A 24,691-nucleotide genomic window follows, 5' to 3' on the forward strand; every position below is an offset into this window, starting at 1 on the left:
ATAGTTTAATTACCACGACTTTTTATTTGCTTTAGCAAATCTATTTTTTGTTTTATCAAAATGCCAATCTGTGCAAAGTCGTCTACCGATTTTGCATAAGTAATTTCGTCGTCTAAAGATTGCATTTTTTGTTCGATGTTACCTTTAATCTGGATGTTATAAATTAGATCTTCAACTTCGCCCTCACCTATATCTGGTGCTACTTCCATATTCATCACTTCAGCGACAAGACGCTGTTCTTCTGCACCTGACAAGGCTTGTAAGAAATCTCCAGGGTCAAGCTCACCGTCCATATTTTGATTATTTTCTCGATAGTCAGACAATAACATAAAGACCGTTTCAACTTCACTAGACTGAAAATGAAAATCCCTATTCGCTATGAGTAACCATGTTTCACTATTATAGAGTAAACGGTATAGTAATAGCAATTCGCTTTTTTCAAGTTGAGACTTTTTCTTGCTTGTTGCAGCAGGAATACCTAGTTGAAGAGTGTTATTTGCTGGAAAAGACTGCTGGTTGCCGTGATCATCAGCTTGGTAGGATTGGTGTGACTGATTTTTAGGACTATAGCTCTCTAACTGTTGTAATAAGGTATCTTTAGAAACACCTGTATCTTCAGCAATTTCTCCTACATAGATATCCCGATCGATGGCTTGTTGAATTTTAGCAATAGCTTCCAGCATCACATTAATGAATTGGATTTTGCCGTTATCAGTCTCAAGAGAAAATTTCTGCCGGTAATAATTTCTCATGAAATGAATCGGACTCAACCTTTTGTTCAAGACAAAATTGACATACCGCTCGCCACCATACTTTTGAATAAATTCATCAGGATCTAAGTTTTGCTCAAAGGCTAGCACATTAAGCTTCAAACGACTACTTTGATCCTGTATCAAGTTAATTGCTCGAAGGGTCGCCTTTTGACCAGGTTTATCTCCGTCATAGGCAATTAAGACCTGTTTACTTGTTCGTTCAATAGCCTTAATTTGGTTGCTCGTTAAACTAGTGCCCATAGAGGCCACTCCGTTGCCTACACCTTCATTGTGTGAGGCTATGACGTCCATAAAACCTTCAAATAAAACGAGCTCTTTGGCTCTTCGGGCTTCATTTTGAGCTAAATCCAAGTTAAACAAGAAAGTATTTTTCTCGAATATTTCTGTCTCAGGACTATTCAAGTACTTGGCTGCATCAGGATGGTTTTCATAATGTTTAGACCCAGGCAAGATTCGCCCTGAAAAACCAACAGTCTTCCCTTGCGGGTTTCGCAGTGGAAACATCACACGACCAGCAAATCTATCTTTTAACCGGTCTTGGTCGCCTACAAATATACCAGAAAGTTGCAATTCTTCAGTGGTAAATTCTTTGTTTAACAGATGTTGTGCAGCTAAGCGCCCATCTTCAGGGGCGATTCCAATTTGGTAGGCATCAAGTTTTTCTTTGCTTAAACCACGATCATATAGATAGGTTAGTCCCTGATGCCCATTTTCCGTATTCATCAATAAATAATTGTAAAATTGTCTTAATTCTTCATGGATATGGATAAGTCGATTTTGCGCACTTGAATAATTGCTTGTTTGTTGGCCATCATTTAAAGCTGACCAATCGAATGATATCGAAACATTCCCAGCTTCCGCTACCTTTTGGACAGCTTGGGGGAAGGAATAGCCTTCAATTTCTTCCATAAAACGAAAAACATTACCCCCCCGACCACATGAGAAACAGTGAAAAATCTGTTTTTCTTCATTTACTGTGAACGAAGGCGTACGTTCTTCATGAAATGGACAATAACCAAAATAGTTACGTCCCCTCTTTTGTAAGTCAACAAATTGACTGGTTACATCAAGGATATTTACATTGTTCTTAACTTCATTAATAATTTCCTCTGGGATAAAATTCGCCAATTGATCACCTACTTTTGCCAACAAAAACTCACAATAAATATAGCGGAAATCAAATCAAAATGCAATCGATATGGCTATATTCTTTACGAATGTCTGCAGCCTACTCTTCCACCTCAAATTCACCATCCAAAACAGCTTGAATAACTTCCCAAGCTTCATCGCGGCCATCCTTTGTTTCAGCAGAGAAAGGTAAGATCTGATCGATTGATTCTAATTCTAATGTTTTATAAATATCACTTAAGTGCTTATTCCATTGACTCTTCTTAATTTTGTCCGTTTTTGTTGCTATGACAAAATAAGGTACACCATGGTAATCCATAAACTCTTTCATTTGAATATCATCTTTTGTTGGTTTATGACGGAAGTCAACAATCAATAGGGCCAATGCTAGATTTTCACGGGTCGCAAAATAGGTTTCTAACATCTCGCCCCATTTAGCTTTTTCCGTCTTACTAACTCTGGCATAACCGTAACCTGGCACATCCACAAAGTAGAATAAATCTTCAATTTGATAATAGTTTAATTGTTGTGTTTTACCTGGTTTACTAGAAGTTCTAGCCAGTTTTTTACGGTTGATCATTGTATTGATGAAAGAACTTTTCCCAACATTTGACCGACCTGCTAGCGCGATTTCCGGAATAATGGGTGCTGGATACTGTTCTGGCCTTACGGCAGATATCAGAAACTCAACGTTATGTACGTCCATGAAAAATCCCCTTTCTGACGCAAAAAGGAAAGACTCATTCTAGTCTTTCCCATTGTATTTAATACACTGTTACTATTGGCAACAATTAAGCGATCTTTTTGCCTTCTAAGTCAAACAAATCTGGTTGGATGTCGTCATTAATTACTGATTCAGTAATCATAACTTTTGAAACGTCTTCTCGTGATGGAATTTCAAACATGATTTCTAACATAGCTTCTTCAATAATCGAGCGTAACCCACGAGCCCCTGTCTTACGGTCTAAAGCTTTTTGTGCGATGGCATCTAGAGCTTCATCTGTAAAGGTTAATTCCACATTATCCATCTTCAATAATTGTTGATATTGTTTCACTAGGGCATTTTTAGGTTGCGTTAGAATATGGACTAAATCATCTTTTGTTAACTTGTTCAAGTTCGCCATAATCGGTAAACGTCCAATAAACTCTGGAATCAACCCAAAAGTTTGTAAGTCTTGCGGAATAGCTTGTTGCATAATTGCATCGTTGTCATTCAAGATATGGTTGTTTGAAGAATTACCAAAACCAATAACTTTTTCACCAAGACGTTCTTTAATAATTGGTTCGATACCATCGAAGGCACCACCTACGATAAAGAGAATATTTGTTGTATCCACTTGAATTAATTCTTGATGTGGATGTTTACGACCACCTTGTGGTGGAATATTCGCTTCAGTTCCCTCTAAAATTTTCAGTAAGGCTTGTTGCACACCTTCACCAGAAACATCACGGGTAATTGATACGTTTTCTGATTTACGGGCAATCTTATCGATTTCATCGACATAGATAATCCCTTTTTGGGCGCGTTCTACGTCAAAATCTGCTGATTGCATCAATTTAACTAAAATATTTTCAACATCTTCCCCAACATAACCCGCTTCCGTTAGTGTCGTTGCATCTGCAATCGCAAATGGGACATCAAGAATACGTGCTAAAGTTTGAGCTAAGTATGTTTTACCTGAACCTGTTGGGCCCATTAGTAGGATGTTACTCTTTTGTAGAGATACCCCATCATCATTTATTTCGTTGTTGGAAGAAATACGTTTGTAGTGGTTATATACTGCTACTGATAAAGTTTTTTTAGCTTGATCTTGACCAATAACATAATCATCTAAGATGGAACGAATTTCAGTTGGTTTTGGTGGTTCAACCATTGTATAAGATTCTTGTCGTTCTTGGTTGACTTCTTCATCTATGATTTCTTGACATAGTGCTACACATTCATTACAGATATAGACGCCAGGTCCAGCGATGATTTTGTCTACCTCATCTTGTGATTTTCCACAAAAAGAACAGTGAATCGTTGTTTGTTCATCATCATTATACATGCTATCCGTTCTCCTTTCTCTTTTACATCACCTTATTGTGCCAAATTGTTGACTTCAAGTCAATTTAAAAGTCTTCAATTTAGTGGTTTATTCTGCGTGATTATATTGTACTTAAGATTTAGAATTGCATTTGGTTTATCATTCGGAAATCCGCAGAATATTACTAGTATTTTATTGACCAATATTTTATAATGATTAGCGGTGCAAAAATTTGAATATGAATAAGAAAAGGAGATAACTATGAGTATTATTCGCGGAATCATCGGTCTAATTGTCATCGGACTTATCGCTTTATTAATTAGTAAAGACCGTAAGAACGCCCGTATTAAGCAAGTAGGGATTTTATTAGTAATTATGTTTGTCTTAGCCTTCGTTGGTTTAAGAACAAGCTTTGGGATTGCCATTTTGGAAGGTGTATCAGGTTTATTTAACTGGTTAATTTTACAAGCAAACGGCGGTACCGAATTTGTCTTTGGTGAAGGCGCTACAAACTACGGGATTTTCTTCCTAAATGTTTTAATGCCAATTGTTTTTATTTCTGGATTGATTGGTATCCTTCAATACATTAACGTTTTACCTTTTGTCGCTAAATATATCGGTAAAATCCTTAATAAAATCACTGGTATGGGAGAAAATGAATCATATATTGCTATCATCATGGCTATGCTTGGCCAATCAAATGGTTTGATTACGCTTAAACGTTATATCGATAAATTTTCACCTGAACAAATCTTTACATTTGTGTTAATGGGTCTTTCGTGTGTATCTGCTACAACGATTGCTTCTTATATGCAAATGGTTGACGGTAAATTTGTAGTGGTTGCTATTCTATTGAATGTTTTCGCTGCATTTATTATCGTCTCACTGATGACACCCTATAACCCACAAACATATCAAGTAGATTTCAACCCTATTGAAGAGGCTAAAGAAAACGAAGGTATTGATGATGAGAACTTCTTCTCTGTGTTAAGTGACTATATTTCTAGTGGTTTCCAAATTGCCCTAGCAATTGCTGGTTCTCTGATTGGTTTTACAGCTTTAATTACATTCCTTAACTCATTAGCTACCTTGGGATTTGGTATTGACTTCTTTACTATTTTAGGCTATGTTTTTTCTCCACTTGCATACATTATGGGGGTTCCAAGCGCGGACATCGTAAGTGCTGGCTCAATCATGGCTTCTAAATTATTAACCAATGAATTTGTGGCCTTAGGAGAGGTTCAAGCGGTTGCAGGACAAGTTACTGATAAAACATTGGCAATGATGTCAACTTATGTTATCTCATTTTCAAATATCGCAACTGTCGGCATGATTATTGCTTCTATAAAAATTATGTCAGCTAAACAAGCAAAAGTTGTCGCAAACAATACGTGGCGTTTAATCATTGCATCTGTATTGGTATCTATGATTTCATCAACAATTGTTGGCTTCTTCTTCTAATTTAGAAACCCAACTCAATAGTAAATTTAAATAAACTTGTCTAAGGCATTGTCTTTCTTCTATCAATTTGAAAGACAATGCCTTATACTTTAAATAGGATAAGATATTGAAATATCTAACTTTATAGGGGGTTTAAATATGAAACTAATCTTAGATTTTGATACTGGTATTGATGATGCAATGGCTATTGCACTTGCCCTGGGTGAAGAAGACGCAGAAGTAATCGGTATTACATCTGTCTTCGGTAATGCTGAAGTAGACAAGTGTGTACACAATGCCTCTGCCGTATTAAAATTATTAAATCGCGAAGACATCCCCGTTTTCCGTGGGGCTTCCCACAAAATTGGGGCAAATGAAGATTATATCCAAGAAAAAGCATCTGGTATCTTCCATGGGTTAAATGGTCTAGGAAATGTCGAATTACCTGCTGGTAACAATATTTCTGACCAAGACGCTATTGACTTCATTATTGAGTCTGCCAACAAATACGGTGAAGAATTAGTCTTAGTGACAACAGGTCCTTTAACGAATGCAGCCTTAGCCATTCAAAAAGACCTACCTGCTATGCAAAAAATCAAAGGTATTGTTTCTATGGGTGGTGCTTTAACAGTTCCAGGTAACGTAAGCCCATTTGCTGAAGCTAACTTCTGGAAGGACTCAGAAGCGAATAACATCGTCTTTGATTCTGGTTTACCAATTAAAGTCATTGGTTTAGATGTGACTTTACGTACCCTAATCACAGATACCGATATCGCTCCTTGGTTAGAAATGTCTGAAGCGTCCAAAGTATTCCACGAGATTGTGACATATTACTTTAAGGCTTACGCAAATTCATACGAAGACCTAACAGGTTGTGCCCTACACGATCCATTAGCAGTTTCTGTTGCCCTTAAGAGTGACTGGGTAACGGGTGAAACATTCCGCATCAAGAGTTTATACGGCGAACAAGAAGGTCGTTTAGTCCAAGATCAAGTTGCCTTAAACCGCAAGGAAGAACCGAATGTATTTGTTGCTTTAGGCGTTGACGCTGAAGGCTATAACAAACACTTCCTAGACACAATCGTAAAAGCATTTTAATAGTTATTTCAATACTAAAAACCGAGCTAGGCTCGGTTTTTTTGTGGTCATTATATAATTCTTTTGCTTAAGAAAAAGCCAAGGAGTCACCCCCTTGGCTTTACATTTGAAAACTATAATAAAGCTTACGCTTCTTCCACAGTATCAGTGATTAATGCCATTGCTTTTTTCAATGCAATATCATTTTTCAACATATCTTCTGTTACAACGTTTTTAACTTCTTCAACAGTCATGCCGTAAGTTTCAGCTAATGTAGCGATTTCTTTCTCTACATCTTCAACTTCAGCAGTGATGTTTTCATCTTTAACGATTTGCTCAAGAATCAAGTTAGTTTTCACGCGAGTGTCAGCATCTTGTTCGAATTGAGTGTGCAAGTCTGCCTCACTTGTACCTGTTAATTGGAAGTACATTTCTTTAGAAATTCCTGAACGTTGCATTTCGTTTAAGTAGTGGTCCATTTGACGGTGAACTTCTTCATGGACCATTTCGTGTGGTAAATCAGTAATTTCAGCGTTTTCCACTGCTAAACGTAAAGCTTCTTCTTCACGAGCTTCTTTAGCTGCAGCTTCTTTTTGTTCCGCTAGTTCTTTACGGTATTTTTCTTTTAATTCGTCTAAAGTTTCAACTTCTTCGTCAACATCTTTAGCAAATTCGTCATCTAATTCTGGCACTTCTTTTGTTTTCACTTCGTGAACTTTAACTTTGAATGTAGCATCTTTACCAGCCAATTCATCAGCATGGTAATCTTCAGGGAAAGTAAGGTTAACTTCTACTTCGTCGCCTTCTTTAACACCAACTAATTGGTCTTCAAAACCAGGGATGAATGAATTAGAACCTAATTCTAATGAATGGTTTTCACCTTTACCACCTGCGAATGCTTCACCATCTTGGAAACCTTCGTAGTCGATAACAACAGTGTCACCAGTTTCAGCAGCGCCTTCTTTTAAAGCTAATTCGCTTAAGTTAGCTTGTGCTGCAGATAAACGGTCGTTGATTTCTTCTTCAGTCACTTCAACTTCTTGTTTAGGAACTGTTAGGTTTTTGTATTGACCTAATTTAACTTCTGGTTTAGTTGCAACATATGCAATTAATTCCCAGTCAGCATTTGTTTCAGCAGATTTGATATCGAAACGAGGTTGAGTAACAATTTCTAAACCTGATTCTTCAACAGCTTTTGTATAAGCTTCTGGTAAAACGATGTTTACAGCATCTTCAATTAAAGATTGCTCACCAAACATTTTTACAAACATTTGATAGTTTACTTTCCCTTTACGGAAACCTGGGATAGATACATCTTTTTTAATACGGTTAAAAGCTTGTTTCTTAGCTTTCGCTGCATCTTCTTTTGCTACGGTAAAGTGTAAAATACCTTCGTTTGTTGATGTTTGTTCATAATTTACTGACATTTAAATTCCCCTAACTCTAGTTATATTTACTAATTGATTATGCATGTATGCATAATCTTAACATCATAAAATACTACACTAAAACTGGCGAATTGTCTAGTTAATGAGCCAAAATGCCATTAATGTTATACTATAAGGGTGGATATTTCTTGTTTTTATATTAAAATCGGTGTTAAAACTATGGTATATGTCCTAAATAGGATAAAATAGAGTAAATATGGTGTCAATTTTTGGGCACCATATTCTGAAGGAGGTCATCATGAGGTATCCCAACGGTAAAGTCTACCAATCTAAGGCGAATCGTTCACTATCCGCTTCTTCTAATGGGAAAACAAACTTTGCCAAGCGTGGTATGAAGCTGGAGGAAATGATTAATCAAGCCAACCAGTGGTATTTATTGCGTGACAAAGCTGTTATTCACAAAAAGCCAACACCAATCCAAGTTGTTTCAGTCGACTATCCGAATAGGAGTCGCGCTGTGATAACTGAAGCCTACTATCGTACGGCTTCCACAACAGATTATAATGGGATCTATAATGGACACTATCTAGATTTTGAGGCTAAACAAACCAACCTTAAAACTAAGTTCCCGCTTCATAATATTCATCAACATCAAATAGATCATATGACAAATTGTGCCAACCATGGTGGGATTTGTTTTGTCCTTTTTCTATTTAAAGAACGTGATGAAGCCTATGTATACCCTATAAGGGCGCTATTGGAAGACTGGACTGGCTTTTTAGCCAATGACATTACTGCGATTCCTTTAAAGAGAATTCAATCTAAAGGTGTCCAAGCAAACATGGGGTATCAGCCCCGAATTGACTATTTAGCAGCTGTGGATGAAATGATTGCAGCCAATTATCAAAATTAAATAAACATACTAGGAGTGATATGCATGAGTCAAGATCAAAACTCAAGACGACGAAGCCAAAATAATCGCAAGTCGTCTAAAAAAATTCAAGGTAAGCGAGGTAAGTCTAACCGCTCTGGCATGGCCCTTTGGAAAAAAATCCTACTAGGTATTGTTGGCGCCGGTGTAGTAGTTGGGGTAGCCCTTTCAATCGTTGCCTATTCCTGGATTTCTGATAGTCCTACACTCACCGAAGAAGATTTGTACGGTACCATCGCATCTAGTATATATGACAATGAAGGTAACATTGTCTATGAAACTAGTCAAAACGATCGAATAATCGTTGACGAAAGTGATATTTCACAAACAACCTTTGACGCCGTCACCTCGATTGAGGACCGACGCTTTATGGAGCATAACGGTTTTGACCCGATTCGTATTGCTGGGTCTTTCTTAGCCAACCTAAAGGCTGGTGGCATTACTCAAGGTGGTTCAACCCTAACCCAACAATTAGTGAAGCTTACCTCTTTTTCAACTAATGAGGAAGACCAAACTTATAAACGTAAAGTCCAAGAGATTTGGCTAGCGATTCAATTAGAACAAGACTACACAAAACAAGAAATCTTTGAGTTTTATATTAATAAAGTCTACATGGCCAACGGTGTTTATGGTATGGGGACTGCTGCTGAAGTTTACTATGGTAAATCCTTAAGTGAGCTGTCAATAGCCCAAACTGCCCTATTAGCTGGTATGCCGCAAGCACCTAACGCTTACGATCCATATTCAGATCCTGACGCTGCTGAAGAAAGAAGAAACTTAGTACTTGCAGAGATGTTGGAAAATGAAAAAATCACTCAAGAGGAATACGACGAGGCAGTAGCCACACCAATTGAAGATGGTTTACAAGATATTGATACTGAGTCAACTGAACAATCTGAGACTGCAATTATGTTAGACTCTTATATTCAAGAGGTTGCCGCTGAAGTTGAGGAAGCTGGATATGACATGTATTCAGACGGGTTACAAATCTATACGCATTTAGATATGGATGCCATGACCGAAATCTACAATACAATCGAGGATGAAGATGGTTATTACTTCACAAATGACAACATGCAAGCTGCAGCGTCATTAGTGGATACAGAAACGGGTAATATCTTAGCCCTATATGGTGGACGTAACCAAGAAGGACAATTGTCTTATAACCGCGCAACTCAGTTAGAGCGAAGCGTTGGTTCTTCTATTAAGCCATTTGCGGACTATGCGACTGCTATAGAATATCTAAACTACTCTACCGAATCTTCTATTGAAGATGAAGAACATACTTATTCAGATCGGACAGAGATTAATAACTACGATAACCTATACCAAGGTACTATCACCCTGCGTCAAGCTTTAATCGGTTCTCGTAACATTCCAGCCTTAAAACTATTACAAGAGGTTGGTACCGAACAAGTAGATGAATTCCTACAAGGTATGGGTATTGTCTTAAATGACGGAAATGGTATTCATGAATCTGATGCTATTGGTGGTGAAATCACCCCGTTACAACTAAGTGCAGCCTTTGCGACACTGGGTAATTACGGTGAATACAATCAACCACGTGCGGTTGATTACTTTACAACGTTCGATGGTGAAGAAGTCACGATTGATTCAACAAGCAACCAAGCCATGGAAGATTCAACTGCTTATATGGTAACGGACATGTTGAAAGATAACTTTACGGATACTTCTTATGGTTTATCTACTAACTATCATACAGCTGGTCTAGCTGAAGCAGGTAAGTCTGGTACAACAAACTATTCCGAAGAACAAGCTGCTGAACTTGGCGTTGATTCAAGTGCGGTACCTGATACTTGGATGTCAGGTTATACAACTGATTACGCCCTATCTATTTGGACGGGTTATGATAACCAATTCTCTACCGATGAAGTTGGCTATATTGATGGGTCGGATAGATATATTGTAAGTTATCTATACCAAGCAATTATGGGATACCTATCTACTACTTCTGAAAATGCGGATTGGGTACAGCCTGATTCAGTACATGAAGTGAAATTAGTCAAAGGTGCAATACCAGATGAATTCCCTACAAACGCGACACCATCATCACAAATCTTAACTGGTTTGGCTAACGATGACTTGTATTCAGATTACCAAGCTTGGTTAGCATCTGGAAATGCGATTGTACAATCATCTTCATCATCTTCTAGCCGTGCATCATCAAGCAGCTCAAGTTCTATTTCTAGTTCAATTTCTTCATCGTCAAGCTCAAGTTCTTCATCAGCTGCAGAATCGAGCGAAGAATCAATCTCGTCTGAGAGTGAGTCTTCTGAGTCTAGTGTCAGTGAAAGTTCTGAAGCTGAAATACCTTCGAGTGAAGTGGAATCTTCAAGTGTTTCATCACCTACTACTGAACCAAGCGCTTCATCATCTTCTAGACCAGCAGACACTGGCGACGACGGGGATGTTGAGGACGAGGAAGCAGACGAAGCCGCTTAGGACCGGAATTACCAACTGAGTCTATGATATAACAATATTTTAAAAGGCCTGTGACGTTTTGTCGCAGGCCTTTTCTATTCCATAAATTATATATCCCTATTAATTGTGCTTTAACATTGAAGACACTATAATAGACTTAATCGAAAAAAAGAGGGGAAATTATGTTTGCATTAGACTACTATAACACTGTAACTATTCCATCCGCTTCACCTGACCGCCCTTATATCCCTGTTTACGCTTGGCAAAACGCCGATCATCCAAAAGCCATTATCCATATTGTCCATGGGATGTCAGAATTTGGTGGTCGCTATAAAAAAGTAGCTGAGTCATTTGTGGACCAAAACTTTTTAGTCATCGCCCATGACCATATTGGCCATGGAGGACTAGCTAAAGAACACAACCGTTTAGGCTATTTTGGCACAACGGATGCTGCTAAAGTCATGGTTGAAGATTTACATCGAGTTGTTCAAGCAACCAAGAAACATTATCCCGACTTACCCTATTATGTGTTAGGTCATTCAATGGGGGCATATATAACCCGTTTATATCTTGGTCAATATAGTGCGGAAGTAGACGGCGTATTATTGAGTGGGACGAACACCCATAGCCCTATTTTCGCGACAGGTGCAGCCTTAGCACCTATTTTAAATACCTTGCATCCAGATGCCTACAATTACTATATCCATCAAAAACTATTCGGTGCGGGTATAACTGATGACCCTGCTGTTGCCAATGCTTTTCCAGCATATTGGTATCCGCCTAAAAATGGTGAAGAAAGGGATTGGCCGCTAGTTGGCTTTGTTTTCACCAATAACGGTTTTGCAGAGTTGGTAAAAATTGCCCATAAGGCAACTTTACCCAGCTGGACCCGAAACATCCGGAAGGACTTACCAATTGCCATTATTGCTGGTCGTAACGATCCACTAATTAATGGTGGTAAAGAAACCCACAAACTGGCTAAAGAATTCACCCGTTCTGGTTTTGATGATGTCACAATTATGATGTTTGAAAATCGCGGTCATGAATGTTTAATGTACGGCAATACTAGACCCGTTTACCAAATAATCAATAATTGGTTTAAGAAACAACTAAAAACCATTCATGATTAAGTATATACAAAAATACATGCAAAAATCGCGCCTGTCATTTTCGACAGGCGCGATTTTCATGTAGCCAATATTTTAACTTTAAGTCCATTTTTCGTAGTCTTCGTCTGACATGGCTTCAACTTGCCCTAGTAAGTAACCATTACCTACTTGTGAGAAGAAGTCATGGTTTGAAGTACCGGTAGAAATACCGTTCATAACGATAGGGTCTACATCATCCGCTGTATCCGGGAACAATGGATCAAATCCTAAGTTTTGTAATGCTTTATTGGCATTGTAACGTAGAAATATTTTCACATCTTCAGTCCAGCCTAAGTCATCATAGATGTACTCGCTGTATTTCGCTTCGTTTTCATATAATTCAAACAATAAGCTGAACGCCCAGTTTTGCATGTCTTCTTGCTCTTCTTTCGATAATTGATTGAAAGCAATTTGGAATTTATAACCAATGTAAGTACCGTGGACACTTTCGTCACGTAAAATCAATTTAATAATTTCAGCGACGTTTGGCAATTTACCATTACCTAAGTACCAAAGTGGTGCATAGAATCCTGAGTAGAATAAGAATGACTCTAGGAATACTGAAGCCACTTTTCTTTGTAAGTCTGTACCGTTTTGGTAAATATCATTAATACGGTTCGCTTTGTATTGGATAAATTCATTTTCCCGTGTCCAAGCAAAGATTTTATCAATTTCTTTAGGTGTGTTTAAAGTTGAGAAAATAGATGAATATGATTTAGCATGTACACTTTCCATGAATTGGATGTTATTGTAAACCGCTTCTTCATGTTGGGTACGGATAGATGCTTTAAGTGATTCCATACCATCTTCAGATTGCAAGGTATCTAGTAGTGTTAAACCACCAAATACTTTTCCAATCATGTCTTGTTCTCTAGCTGATAATGTACGCCATGTATCTAAATCATTTGATAATGGAATACGTGTATCTAACCAGAATTGTTCTGTTAACTTCTCCCAAGTCAACTTGTCAATCATATCCTCAATATCATTCCAGTTAATAGCAATATAAGGATTTTCATTAAAATTCGTCATGTGTGTTCCTTCCTTATTCCAAGTGCAATCGATTAAACAGTACAGCTTTCACAGTAGTTTGCGCCAACTTCTTCGTTGTTGTCTGTGAATGTACGTACGTAGTAAATAGATTTGATGCCACGTTTCCATGCGTAACGACGCAAGATGTTTAAATCACGTGTCGTCATTTTGCTTGTACGCCCTTCTTTCCAAGGGTATAAACCTGCAGGAATATCTGAACGCATGAATAAGGTCAAACTCATACCTTGATCAATATGTTGTTGAGCAGCTGCATAAATATCGATAATACGACGGTTGTCGATGTCGTAAGCAGATTGGTAATAAGGTAGCGTCTTATTGCTTAAGAATGGTGCTGGATAGTAAGTCTTACCAGTTTTCTTTTCTTGACGCTCTTCAATCAATTGGATGATTGGATGTAAACTTGAGCTTGTTTCATTTACGTAAGAAATTGAACCAGTAGGCGCAACTGCTAAACGGTTTTGGTGGTATAAACCATGCTCTTGAACGGCAGCGCGTAAGGCTTTCCAGTCTTCTTGAGTTGGGATGTGAATACCTTCAAATTGCGCTGCAACTCTTTCAAATTCAAACGTTGTTTCTTCATTGATGTATTTGTCAAAATATTCACCTGTCGCATAAGTTGAGTTTTCGAAGTTTTCGAAAGTGATACCACGTTCTTTAGCGATTCTATTAGATGCTACTAAAGTATAGTAGTTTAATAGTAAGAAGTATTTGTCTGTAAATTCAATCGATTCTGGTGAACCATAGTGCATTTCATTTAAGGCAAAATAAGTATGTAGTCCCATTGCTCCTAAGCCGATAGTATGCGCTAAATCATTACCTTTTTTAATTGAAGGTACTACGTCAATAGCTGATGCATCTGTTACATACGTTAAACCGCGAACCATTGTATCAACTGATTTACCAAAGTCTGGTGAATGCATTAAGTTATTGATATTTGTTGAACCCAAGTTACATGAAATATCTGTACCTAATTCTTCAAATGTTTGGTCGTTGTTGATAATTGAAGGACGTTGTACTTGTAAAATTTCTGAACACAAGTTACTCATGACAATTGTCCCATCAATTGGGTTTTGGTCATTTACAGTATCGATATTGATGATGTAAGGATAACCAGATTCTTGTTGTAATTTGGAGATATCGTCTTCTAAATCACGCGCACGAATCTTAGATTTCTTGATTTCTGGGTTGTTTACCAAGTTGTCATACTCTTCTGTAATGTTGACATAGGCATAAGGTTTACCATAAATACGTTCAACATCATAAGGACTGAATAAGTACATCATTTCGTCTTTTTCTGCTAGTTCATAGAATTTATCGGGTACAACTAGACCTAGTGATAAAGTCTTCACACGGATTTTTTCATCAGCGTTTTCTTTTTTCGCAGATAAGAATGATACAACATCTGGATGGAAGACGCTAAGGTAAACTGCACCTGCACCGTTACGTTGCCCTAATTGGTTAGAGTAAGAGAATGAATCTTCTAGTAATTTCATGACTGGAATGATACCTGAAGAAGCATTCTCAATTTTTTTAATTGGGTCGCCGGCTGCACGAATGTTTGTTAGGTTAACCCCAACCCCACCACCTAAACGAGATAGTTGAAGTGCTGAGTTGATTGTACGACCAATTGAGTTCATGTCATCTGTTGCTTGGATTAAGAAACAAGAAACCAATTCTCCACGACGTTTACGACCCGCATTTAGGAAGGTAGGTGTCGCTGGTTGGTATCGTTGGTTGATCATTTCATCACGTAAATCGCTCGCTACTTGCTCGTCACCATTTGCTAAATATAGAGCAGTAAACACGATACGGTCTTCGTAACGCTCTAAATAACGTTTACCATCGTTTGTTTTTAGTGCGTATTGTGTATAGAATTTATAAGCGCTCATGAATGATTTGAAACGGAATTTGAAGTCATACGTTTCCTGCATTAAACGTTTCACAAATTCACGTTCGTATAAATTCAAGAACCCTTCTTCTAAGTAGTCATGTTCAACTAAGTAGTCGATTTTTTCATCTAAAGTATAGAAGAATACGGTATTTGGGTTAACGTGCTCTAAAAAGTAGGCCCGTACCGCTTCTTTATCTTTCTCGATTTGAATTTTTCCGTCTAGTGGACGGTTAACTTCATTATTCAGCTTGAAATAAGTAATTTCTTTTTCTTGTACTACTGCTTTAGGTTGGTCCAATTTCATTCACCTTTTCTTTCATAATTGTAACGTCGTTCACATTTCCCTGGAATTCAAAAGTTAACAGCAAAGGTACATTATACGCTTCTGCTAGATCTTTTGCAGTAAAACAATAAAGTTCATTGAAATTTAGATTCCCTGAACCACAAACGCCTTTTAAATACGTTAGATTTTGGCCAGTTTCAATAAAATCATTTAGTATTTCGGTTACTTCAATATCATAAGTTGGAGCAATCACGATATAGGGTTCGTTAATTTCTTGAAAAGCATTATCCATTGTAATTCTCAGGCTATCCATTTCAAGTTTATTTACAAACTTGTGTGTCTGTCCGGTTAGAGACATGTACACAATTTTCACATCACATTCCTCCTATTCAAAAAAACGACACCACTACATGTAGTGGTGTATTTATGTTACACATAACTATATATTGTTCATTCTGTAATTTCAACTATTTAAGACCGGTATTGTATCAGGAAAAAATATACCAATCCAGATAGCCAGACGTTATTATAAAATACAATCATTAGTCTAAGCCAATAATTTAGGCAATTCATCTGATGCTTAAATAATTATTCGGGCCTTTTTTATCCACAAATAAATCTTTTGCTTGAAAATTTTATTTTAAATTATGAGATGATTTATACAAAAAATGTTTTAAGTCTATTTTTGCAAATCTATTATTACAAATTAACTACAGAAAATTCATTTCACTTGCTTTTAAACATCTACAAATGTAAACTAAAATTGATTCAATCATCTGGTATCTACTACTGAAAGGAGTCAACGATGACAAGCAATATTATCCAAGAAAAGAGACAAGATTTCCAAGATGTTTCCGCTGCTGAGTGGGAAGTCATGCGGGTCGTATGGGCGCAAAAAGAAACGAATTCCCGCACTATTATCGCCTCATTAGAGGACAAAAAAGATTGGAAAGCCGCAACGATTAAGACCTTAATTGGCCGCCTAACTAAAAAGAACTGGCTAGAAACGACTAAAAATGGTAAATCCTTTATTTACCGTCCGGCAATCGATGAAGACACTGCCTTAGAAAACCAAGCACAGACACTATTAAATGGTTGGTGTAATACCGATGCTGACAAGGTGATTTCTGCACTTATCCAAGCCTCTGTATTAGACGATAAGATGAAGGATAATATCCTCAATGCCCTAGACCAAGCCACTTACGTTGACCATGTTACTTGTAATTGTGCGCCCGGTCAATGTATCCACCATCCAGAAACCCATTAACCATCTATTCTGACACTTGCCAATCAATTGGTGTGCGCCCTGATTTTTCCAGCAATTCATTTGCCTTGGAAAAGGGCTTAGTTCCGAAAAAGCCACGTGAGGCAGACAAGGGACTCGGGTGCACTGAACTTAGAATGTAATGTTTATTTTCATCAATTAAAGTAGCTTTGGCCTTTGCAGAATTACCCCATAAAATAAAGACAATGGGTTCAGCTGCTTGATTTAAGGCACTGATAGCCGCATCGGTTAAAACTTCCCAACCTTTACCTTTGTGGGCATTAGCACTTGAATCTGGCACTGTTAAGACCGCGTTCAATAATAGGACACCTTGATCAGCCCACTGTCTTAAATCACCATGACTAGCAGGTTGGATATCTAAATCTGACCGCAGTTCTTTATAGATATTTCGTAATGAAGGTGGAATTTTCACACCTTTGTTGACTGAAAAACTCAGTCCTTGTGCTTGACCTGGTTGATGGTAGGGATCTTGTCCTAAGATGACTACTTTCACTTGGTCAAATGGTGTATGCTCAAAAGCTGCATAGATATGATTTTGGTCTGGGTAAACCGGGCCTTTTTCATATGCTTGTATGATAAAATCTTCTAGTCGTTTAAAATTCTCAGACCCTAATACTGGCGCCAATTCTTTGGCCCAGTCACTTGGCATCTTCCCTAATCGTGTCATGCTTTTCGCTCCCCTCTTCTTTATAGTCCATCTTTCATTATAACATGGATGAGGTCTTTTGTAATTCACCGCCTAGTCAAACCCCTGGTTAGATTGAGCTGATATCTATTTTTGCATGCGCCATTTGACTAGTGAATTTATATTGACCGTGGTAAACTGAATTTAACTTAATTTAGATAGGAGCTTACAAATGATTGAATTGATTGTTTCAGATATGGATGGCACCTTGTTGGACGAGCATATGGATATTCCACAAGCAAATATTGATGCGATTATGCATACGTATAATAAAGGGATTCCATTTGTTGTATGTACTGGCCGTAATTTTACCGAAGCTAAAGTTAAATTGGATGAAGCGGGTATCCGTTGTCCGATTATCGGATTGAACGGCTCAATCCTTTTTGACAGAAATGGAAAAGTAGAATACGAAGTGGATATCGATGACCAAACTGCCCTTGATATCCTGAATAAAGGGTATGAAGCGGGCTTTTATATGGAGGCCATGACCAGTAAAAATGTCTACTCATCTTCATTAGACCAACGTATTCTTGCAATTACGGAACTGATTCACGAGATGAATCCAGAAATGTCATTAGAAGAAGCGAGAACGCGTGCAACCCAATCGAATGAGGTAACAACTATCGATTACCGTGATGATTTAAGAACTTTGATCACTGATGAAGGTCAAGCCATTATAAAGATTACTTTCGTGGATGCTGATCCAGAAAACACCATTAAACCAATGGCGGCAGAAATCGGGGAACAATATCCTGATACACATATCACCTCATCATTTAAGTACAATATTGAAATCAACCATGCTGATGGGACTAAGGGTAAGGCTGTTGAAAAATACTGTCAAGACCATGGTTACAACATTGATAATGTTGTGTCAGTTGGGGATAATTTCAATGACGTATCTATGTTAAAAGCTGCTGGCTATTCATTCGCAATGGCAAATGCGGAACCGGAAGTAAAAACATACGCTAAATATGAAACAACTAGCAATTACGACGGTGGCGTGGCGAATGCCATTTACCAGTCACTGAAAATGGCTGAGCACAACTAAAATATAGCGGCTATAAAATCACTATATAGTCACTACTCACCCAACCGCTAGACTTTATAGGGAGTAGCTTATGAAAGTGACTTTGGTCAAAACACCCTACTTGGTCAGCCTGGTCACCCAGTCTAAAAGGCTATTTTATACTTATTGCTGGCATCAGATGCCACTTACTAAGTAATCTCACAAGTATATGGAGCAACCGGTGGTAAACCAGTTTATTTATCGTTCAAAAGAGGTGCTACAACAGTCGTTTACACTCAACGCGTTGAACCAAAAAACGACCAATACTATCAGGGAATTGGATGATTTTGGCAAATGTCGGAAGAGTTTGACGTTCGTAGCCCAATATTATGGCTATCGTTAAATAGCAAGTATGGGGCTTGTGGCTTTTAGGTCACGGGCCTCTTTTTTCTAGAAATCCCCATAAACTTTCAGGCAAAAATAGTCTTTTACTTATCGGGAAATATTATTTCGGATTTGCCGAAATTGCGTTATACTAAGCTTAAGATAAATTTAATTTTAGTTGTTACTGTAGCACATGAGAAACGAAAGGACACAATAGTTATGAAAGAACGAATTGGTTTGATTGATATAGGTTCAAACTCTATTCGCCTTGTTGTCTTTCAAGTCGAAGATAATTTAGCCATGCGAGAAATTCAAAACATTAAAATTCCCGCACGGATTTTCCAATATATTAATGACGATCACGAAATGTCACAGGATGGTATTGATACCCTAGCCCGGATTATTGGTGCCTTTGCAAAAGAAGCGGCTATTTTAAAAGCTGACCGCATCTTGCCAAAAGCAACTGCAGCCATTCGGCAATCAAAAAATAAAGATGACATCATCAATCAAGTGAAGAAAAAAACTGGTGTCACCATTGAATTAGTGCCAGAAGAAATGGAAGCTTACTACGGATTCTCTGCAGTCGTTCACTCTATGAGTGATTCTGACGGTGTATCGATTGATATCGGTGGTGGCTCAACAGAAATCACCGTCTTTAAAGACAAAGAATTGGTTGAAGCCTTCTCTTTCCCATTTGGGGCCGTATCATTACAAGAGAAATTCTTTAACGGGAAAGACTTCAATGATGCTAAAAGCATCAAGGAAACACGTAAATTTGTCCGCCAAGCTTTTTCTGAACACCCTTTCTTTGAAAACTTAAACTTACCGATTTTTGCCATTGGTGGTTCTGCGCGTAACGTTGCCCGTGTCCACCAAATGCAGTCAAATTACGGTATGGCTGGTTTACATGAATATACAATGAAACCTAAGCAAATTGACCAAGTCTTTGATACTTTTGTCGACTTGTCAATGAAAGAGATGCTCAAATTAGAAGGTTTATCTTCTAACCGAGCAGATATTATCGTGCCAGCGACAATCGTTTTCCAAGAACTCATTCAAACTGTTGATTCACCAGTATTTAAGTTCTCACAAGAAGGATTGCGTGAGGGTATTGTGTATGAATATTTAGAGGAAAAATACCGGTCTGCCTTCGACATCCATCAAGTGGCCCAACAAACAGTTGAGCGATTATCTAGTATTTACCAATTTTCAATGCCTGATTCAGCGCAACGAATGGTGATTGCTCGCCAGTTATACGCGGCCTTAAGTGAAGATGGCTATTTGAAATTGAATGACCATGAATTAGAGTTATTGAATTATGGGGCATATTTGTACAATCTTGGGGAAATGATTGAACCAGGAAATGCATCGCAACATACCTTCTATTTACTTTCTAACTCTAACTTAAATGGATTCTCGCACCCTGAAAGATTAGCCCTTTCTATTTTAGCGTCATATAAAAATAAAACTTTATTTGACCAATATTTAACAACCTATGGAGAAATGCTAGACGATAAACAAGTGGAAAACCTTCAACACATTGGAGGACTGATCAAGTTTGCTGAATGTCTAAATGATTCTCATAACAATATTGTGAAAAGTATGGATACTGTGATGAAAGGTAATAGCCTGATTCTACGTGTCTTCTACCAAGGAGAATTATTATCCGAAGTCTACCGTTCTGAGGACCAAAAGAAACATGTAGAACGTGCAATCGGCAAAGACATTACCCTAGAGTTTATACATGCAAATTCATATCGGGCCATTTTATAACAGTTACTAGTCTCTCCGTAGCTTATTGAAAAGGAGAATACAAAAATGACTGAACAAATCAAATACAATCTTGATAATCCTGATTACTATGAAAATCGAGAAGTCTCTTGGTTAAATTTTAACTACCGCGTATTACAAGAAGCGGCCGATGTCAGAAACCCTTTATTAGAACGATTAAACTTTTTAAGTATTGGGACGTCAAATTTAGATGAATTTATGATGGTTCGTGTAGCTGGTCTACAAGACCAGTACCATCTAAATGTCAATGAATTAGATTCTAAGAAACAATGGACTGCTGAACAGCAACTCATCGCCATTGCAGATAAAAACCATGAAAATAACGAATACCAGTATGCCCTTTACCAAGAATTGAAGAAAGAAGTGGCAAAACATAATATCCACTTTATCCGTTTCAACGAAGCGCCTGCGCGTCGCCAAGAGAAAATAAAAACATTCTTCTTTAATGAAATTTACCCAACGCTTACACCACTCGGTATTGATGCTTATCGTCCTTTTCCAAGTCTAAACAACAAATTAATTCATATTTTTGTGAACTTAAGTCGGGAAGGCGAACAGCAAGTAGCTATTGTTCCAATTCCACAACTGGTGAACCGTTACTTCCATTACGAAGAAAATGGTCACTACTACTTCATTAATCTAGAAGATATTGTGACAAACTTTATTGAAACCTTATTTACTGGCTATACTATCGAATCTAGCTTCTTGTTCCGTGTGACCCGTAATGCCGATCTAGACATTCAAGAAGATGGCGCAGAAGATTTATTAACAGTCATTGAAGACTACTTAGTACAACGACGTAACGGTATGGCCGTTCGTATCGAAATTCAACAAGAAGAAAATTATGACCAAGAATATATTCATGCAGACCTTGAATACCTACTGGAAGAATTGGGTCTATTAGAACGTGACCTATACTTCGTCAACGGTCCACTAGACTTAACCGGCCTTGGGGATGCCATCGATGTCTTGGAAAATTATTTCCCTAACTTACGCTATGAACCATTTAAACCGGTTTACCCGAGCGAATTACAAACCACGAATTTATTCAAATTAGCTGAAAAACGTGATATCTTCCTACACCACCCTTATGATTCCTTCAAACCAGTGGTCGAATTTATCCAAGATGCAGCCAATGACCCACATACGCTTGCGATCAAACAAACTTTATACCGAGTATCGGCGAATTCACCAATCATTTCAGCCTTAAAAACAGCTGCTGAACGTGGTAAACAAGTAACCGTTTTAGTGGAATTGAAAGCACGTTTCGATGAAGAAAATAATGTCCAATGGGCAAAAATATTAGAAGAAGCTGGCTGCCATGTAATCTATGGTAAAACCCACCTTAAAACGCACTCTAAAATTGCCATGGTTGTGAAACAAAAGAATGGTCGCGTTCACCGTTACATCCATCTTGGAACTGGTAACTACAATGATAAGACTGCCCGTTTCTACACTGATATGGGGATCATCACAACTAACGAAGGGATTGCGGAAGATGCAACAGACTTCTTCAACTACCTAAGTGGTTACTCTAACCAACCAGACTACCACTACCTACACGTATCCCCTTTTGCGATTCGTGATAACTACATTGAAGATATAGAGGATGAAATTCAAGCTCACAAAGCAAATGGTAATGGTCATATCATTGCCAAAATGAATTCATTAACCTCAAAGGATGTCATCAAGAAATTATACGAAGCTAGTCAAGCTGGCGTGAAAGTAGATCTGATTATCCGTGGTATTTGCTGTCTGGTACAGGGTATTCCTGGCGTATCTGAAAATATCAATGTCATCTCAGTTGTCGGCCGTTTCTTAGAACACAGCCGTATCTACTGGTTCAACAATAACGGTGATGAGAAACTATTCTTATCATCTGCTGATATGATGACCCGTAACATGATCGGCCGTGTAGAAATCGAGTTCCCTATTTTAGATGAACATATTCATGAAGAAATTATGGAAATCTTGAAAGTATACTTAGAAGATAATACCAAAGCGCGTTATAAATTACCTGACTGTACTTACCAATATGTACAAAATGATTTAGCGCCAGTAGACTCACAACAAATCTTCATGCAAAAGGCTTTAAACGAAGGCGAACAAGCCAGAACTTCTGCCCCGCGCAGTAAAATGACTTGGTTTGAACGTTTGCAAAATAGACTAAATACAAAATAGTGATGGCTAATAATAAACGATCGCAATAAAAATAGCACCTTTGGATTAAATGTATTTGATTCAAGGGTGCTAATCATGTACCATGGGTATGGTTAGGCGTTTTACGCCACGAATCTTATGGAAGAAAGAGGATAAAGATGTTAACTGTAAATAATGTAAGTGTACAATTTGCAAGTCGTAAATTGTATGATGAAGTAAACTTAAAATTCACACCTGAGAACTGCTATGGCATTATCGGTGCCAATGGAGCGGGTAAATCTACCTTCTTAAAAGTATTATCTGGCGAATTAAGCCCATCAACTGGTAACGTATCTATGGGAGATGACGAACGCCTATCAGTTTTAAGCCAAAATCACTTTGGTTTTGAACAATACTCTGTTTTAGACACTGTTATCATGGGTAACAAACGTCTTTACACAGTTCGTGAGGAAAAAGATGCCCTATACGCTAAAGCTGACTTCTCTGAAGAAGACGGTGTTCGCGCCGGGGAATTAGAAGCAGAATTCGCCGAAATGAATGGTTGGGATGCTGAAAATGAAGCATCACAATTATTACGCGGCTTAGGTATCGGCGAAGACATGCACTACCAAACAATGAGCGAATTAGCTGAGCAAGAAAAAGTAAAAGTCTTACTTGCACAAGCCTTATTCGGTGAACCTGATGTCTTACTACTAGATGAGCCGACAAACGGTTTGGATTCAGACACCATCGAATGGTTAGCTGAATACATCATCAACTTCCCAAACACTGTATTAGTTGTTTCTCATGACCGTTACTTCTTAAACAAGGTATGTACGCACATCTGTGACGTAGACTACGGTAAAATTCAACTTTACGTTGGTAACTACGACTTCTGGAAACAATCTTCAGAATTAGCTGCTAAATTACAAGCTGATGCAAATGCGAAAAAAGAAGAGAAAGTGAAAGAGTTACAAGACTTTATCGCCCGCTTCTCTGCCAACGCATCTAAATCAAAACAAGCGACATCTCGTAAGAAAACATTGGAGAAAATCGAATTGGATGACATCCGTCCTTCAAGCCGTAAATATCCATTTGTTGGTTTCGAGCCAGAACGTGAAATTGGTAATGATGTATTAACTGTAGAAAACCTTTCTAAAACAATTGATGGCGTGAAAGTATTAGATAATGTTTCGTTCATTATCCGTCCAAAAGATAAAGTCGCTTTTGTATCTCGTAACGATATTTCAACTACTGCTTTAATGGAAATCATCACAGGGAATATGGAACCAGATTCAGGTTCATACAAATGGGGTGTCACTACAAGTCAAACTTACTTGGCACGTGATAACTCAGATGAATTTGAAAACAGTCAACAAAGTATCCTTGATTGGTTACGTCAATTCGCCAATGGTCCGGAGGAAGAAGATAACACATTCTTACGTTCATTCTTAGGTCGTATGTTATTCTCTGGTGACGAAGTAAATAAAAACCTAGATGTATTGTCAGGTGGGGAACGTGTTCGTTGTATGTTATCTAAGATGATGTTATCCAAAGCCAATGTATTGGTGATGGATGACCCAACAAATCACTTAGACTTGGAATCTATTTCTAGTCTGAATGAGGGCTTAATCAAATTTAAAGAAGTCGAATTATTCACTTCTCATGACCGTGAGTTTATCCAAACAATCGCTAACCGTATCATCCATGTAACACCAAATGGTGTGGTTGACCGTATGGATACTACTTACGAAGAATTTTTAGACAATAAAGATGTGCAAGACCGCATCCAAAAATTATACGCTGAATAAAATAGT

General features: G+C 37.9%; 18 protein-coding genes. 10 read left to right on the top strand and 8 right to left on the bottom strand.

The window, feature by feature from the left end; translation table 11 throughout:
* Nucleotides 1-5: 5 nt before the first annotated feature.
* The 3 genes from dnaG to clpX form a co-directional block, all read right to left on the bottom strand.
* Nucleotides 6-1,922 (bottom strand): DNA primase, encoded by a 1,917-nt coding sequence (gene dnaG / locus ACFW0C_RS05485; protein ID WP_378106071.1) that lies wholly within the window; start codon nt 1,920-1,922, stop codon nt 6-8.
* A gap of 79 nt (nt 1,923-2,001) precedes the next feature.
* A complete protein-coding gene (gene yihA, locus ACFW0C_RS05490; RefSeq protein WP_378106073.1) occupies nt 2,002-2,607 on the bottom strand; it encodes a ribosome biogenesis GTP-binding protein YihA/YsxC in 606 nt (201 codons plus the stop codon).
* 85 nt (nt 2,608-2,692) lie between these two features.
* A complete protein-coding gene (clpX, locus tag ACFW0C_RS05495; RefSeq protein WP_378106075.1) occupies nt 2,693-3,949 on the bottom strand; it encodes an ATP-dependent Clp protease ATP-binding subunit ClpX in 1,257 nt (418 codons plus the stop codon).
* A gap of 240 nt (nt 3,950-4,189) precedes the next feature.
* Between clpX and ACFW0C_RS05500 the strand changes: the two genes are divergently transcribed.
* Nucleotides 4,190-5,389: a NupC/NupG family nucleoside CNT transporter gene (locus tag ACFW0C_RS05500; protein WP_378106078.1), complete on the top strand. Its 1,200-nt coding sequence runs from the start codon at nt 4,190-4,192 to the stop codon at nt 5,387-5,389.
* 138 nt (nt 5,390-5,527) lie between these two features.
* Nucleotides 5,528-6,466, top strand: coding sequence for a nucleoside hydrolase (locus ACFW0C_RS05505; RefSeq protein WP_378106080.1), 939 nt, complete (start codon nt 5,528-5,530; stop codon nt 6,464-6,466).
* A 125-nt stretch (nt 6,467-6,591) separates the two neighbouring features.
* On the opposite strand, the gene tig is transcribed toward ACFW0C_RS05505, so the two are convergent.
* Nucleotides 6,592-7,872 (bottom strand): trigger factor, encoded by a 1,281-nt coding sequence (gene tig / locus ACFW0C_RS05510; RefSeq protein ID WP_378106082.1) that lies wholly within the window; start codon nt 7,870-7,872, stop codon nt 6,592-6,594.
* A gap of 259 nt (nt 7,873-8,131) precedes the next feature.
* Between tig and recU the strand changes: the two genes are divergently transcribed.
* The 3 genes from recU to ACFW0C_RS05525 all read left to right on the top strand — a co-directional run bounded on the left by recU (nt 8,132) and on the right by ACFW0C_RS05525 (nt 12,336).
* Nucleotides 8,132-8,746: a Holliday junction resolvase RecU gene (recU, locus tag ACFW0C_RS05515; protein ID WP_378106084.1), complete on the top strand. Its 615-nt coding sequence runs from the start codon at nt 8,132-8,134 to the stop codon at nt 8,744-8,746.
* A gap of 24 nt (nt 8,747-8,770) precedes the next feature.
* Nucleotides 8,771-11,227 carry a transglycosylase domain-containing protein gene (locus ACFW0C_RS05520; protein WP_378106086.1) on the top strand — a complete coding sequence of 819 codons (2,457 nt, stop codon included), beginning with the start codon at nt 8,771-8,773 and terminating at the stop codon, nt 11,225-11,227.
* A 161-nt stretch (nt 11,228-11,388) separates the two neighbouring features.
* A complete protein-coding gene (locus ACFW0C_RS05525) occupies nt 11,389-12,336 on the top strand; it encodes an alpha/beta fold hydrolase (RefSeq protein ID WP_378106087.1) in 948 nt (315 codons plus the stop codon).
* Nucleotides 12,337-12,414: 78 nt separating this feature from the next.
* Here the strand turns inward: ACFW0C_RS05525 and nrdF are convergent, their stop codons facing one another.
* From nrdF to nrdI, 3 genes are read right to left on the bottom strand one after another with little or no spacing between them, the layout of a single operon-like run.
* Nucleotides 12,415-13,386, bottom strand: a complete 972-nt coding sequence (nrdF, locus tag ACFW0C_RS05530; protein ID WP_378106089.1) for a class 1b ribonucleoside-diphosphate reductase subunit beta — start codon at nt 13,384-13,386, stop codon at nt 12,415-12,417.
* A gap of 32 nt (nt 13,387-13,418) precedes the next feature.
* Nucleotides 13,419-15,602: a class 1b ribonucleoside-diphosphate reductase subunit alpha gene (nrdE, locus tag ACFW0C_RS05535; RefSeq protein ID WP_378106090.1), complete on the bottom strand. Its 2,184-nt coding sequence runs from the start codon at nt 15,600-15,602 to the stop codon at nt 13,419-13,421.
* Nucleotides 15,583-15,954, bottom strand: a complete 372-nt coding sequence (gene nrdI / locus ACFW0C_RS05540) for a class Ib ribonucleoside-diphosphate reductase assembly flavoprotein NrdI (protein ID WP_003142546.1) — start codon at nt 15,952-15,954, stop codon at nt 15,583-15,585. The genes nrdE and nrdI overlap by 20 nt, the downstream gene beginning before the upstream one ends.
* A gap of 432 nt (nt 15,955-16,386) precedes the next feature.
* Here nrdI and ACFW0C_RS05545 point away from each other — a divergent pair, with 432 nt between their 5' ends.
* Nucleotides 16,387-16,848: a CopY/TcrY family copper transport repressor gene (locus tag ACFW0C_RS05545; RefSeq protein WP_111856950.1), complete on the top strand. Its 462-nt coding sequence runs from the start codon at nt 16,387-16,389 to the stop codon at nt 16,846-16,848.
* A gap of 4 nt (nt 16,849-16,852) precedes the next feature.
* Here ACFW0C_RS05545 and ACFW0C_RS05550 read toward each other — a convergent pair whose 3' ends face one another.
* Nucleotides 16,853-17,533 carry a uracil-DNA glycosylase gene (locus ACFW0C_RS05550; RefSeq protein WP_378106092.1) on the bottom strand — a complete coding sequence of 227 codons (681 nt, stop codon included), beginning with the start codon at nt 17,531-17,533 and terminating at the stop codon, nt 16,853-16,855.
* A gap of 190 nt (nt 17,534-17,723) precedes the next feature.
* On the opposite strand from ACFW0C_RS05550, the gene ACFW0C_RS05555 reads away from it, so the two are divergent.
* The 4 genes from ACFW0C_RS05555 (at nt 17,724) to ACFW0C_RS05570 (ending at nt 24,685) form a co-directional block, all read left to right on the top strand.
* Nucleotides 17,724-18,602: a Cof-type HAD-IIB family hydrolase gene (locus ACFW0C_RS05555; protein ID WP_378106093.1), complete on the top strand. Its 879-nt coding sequence runs from the start codon at nt 17,724-17,726 to the stop codon at nt 18,600-18,602.
* Nucleotides 18,603-19,163: 561 nt separating this feature from the next.
* Nucleotides 19,164-20,717, top strand: a complete 1,554-nt coding sequence (locus ACFW0C_RS05560) for a Ppx/GppA family phosphatase (RefSeq protein ID WP_378106095.1) — start codon at nt 19,164-19,166, stop codon at nt 20,715-20,717.
* A gap of 45 nt (nt 20,718-20,762) precedes the next feature.
* Nucleotides 20,763-22,916, top strand: a complete 2,154-nt coding sequence (locus ACFW0C_RS05565; RefSeq protein ID WP_378106096.1) for an RNA degradosome polyphosphate kinase — start codon at nt 20,763-20,765, stop codon at nt 22,914-22,916.
* A gap of 137 nt (nt 22,917-23,053) precedes the next feature.
* Complete coding sequence (locus ACFW0C_RS05570) at nt 23,054-24,685, top strand: ABC-F family ATP-binding cassette domain-containing protein (protein ID WP_378106098.1); 1,632 nt, start codon at nt 23,054-23,056, stop codon at nt 24,683-24,685.
* The last annotated feature ends 6 nt before the right edge of the window (nt 24,686-24,691 follow it).

Origin of the sequence: Aerococcus sp. NPDC058936 (assembly GCF_042741995.1) — a bacterium.
Classification (GTDB): domain Bacteria; phylum Bacillota; class Bacilli; order Lactobacillales; family Aerococcaceae; genus Aerococcus.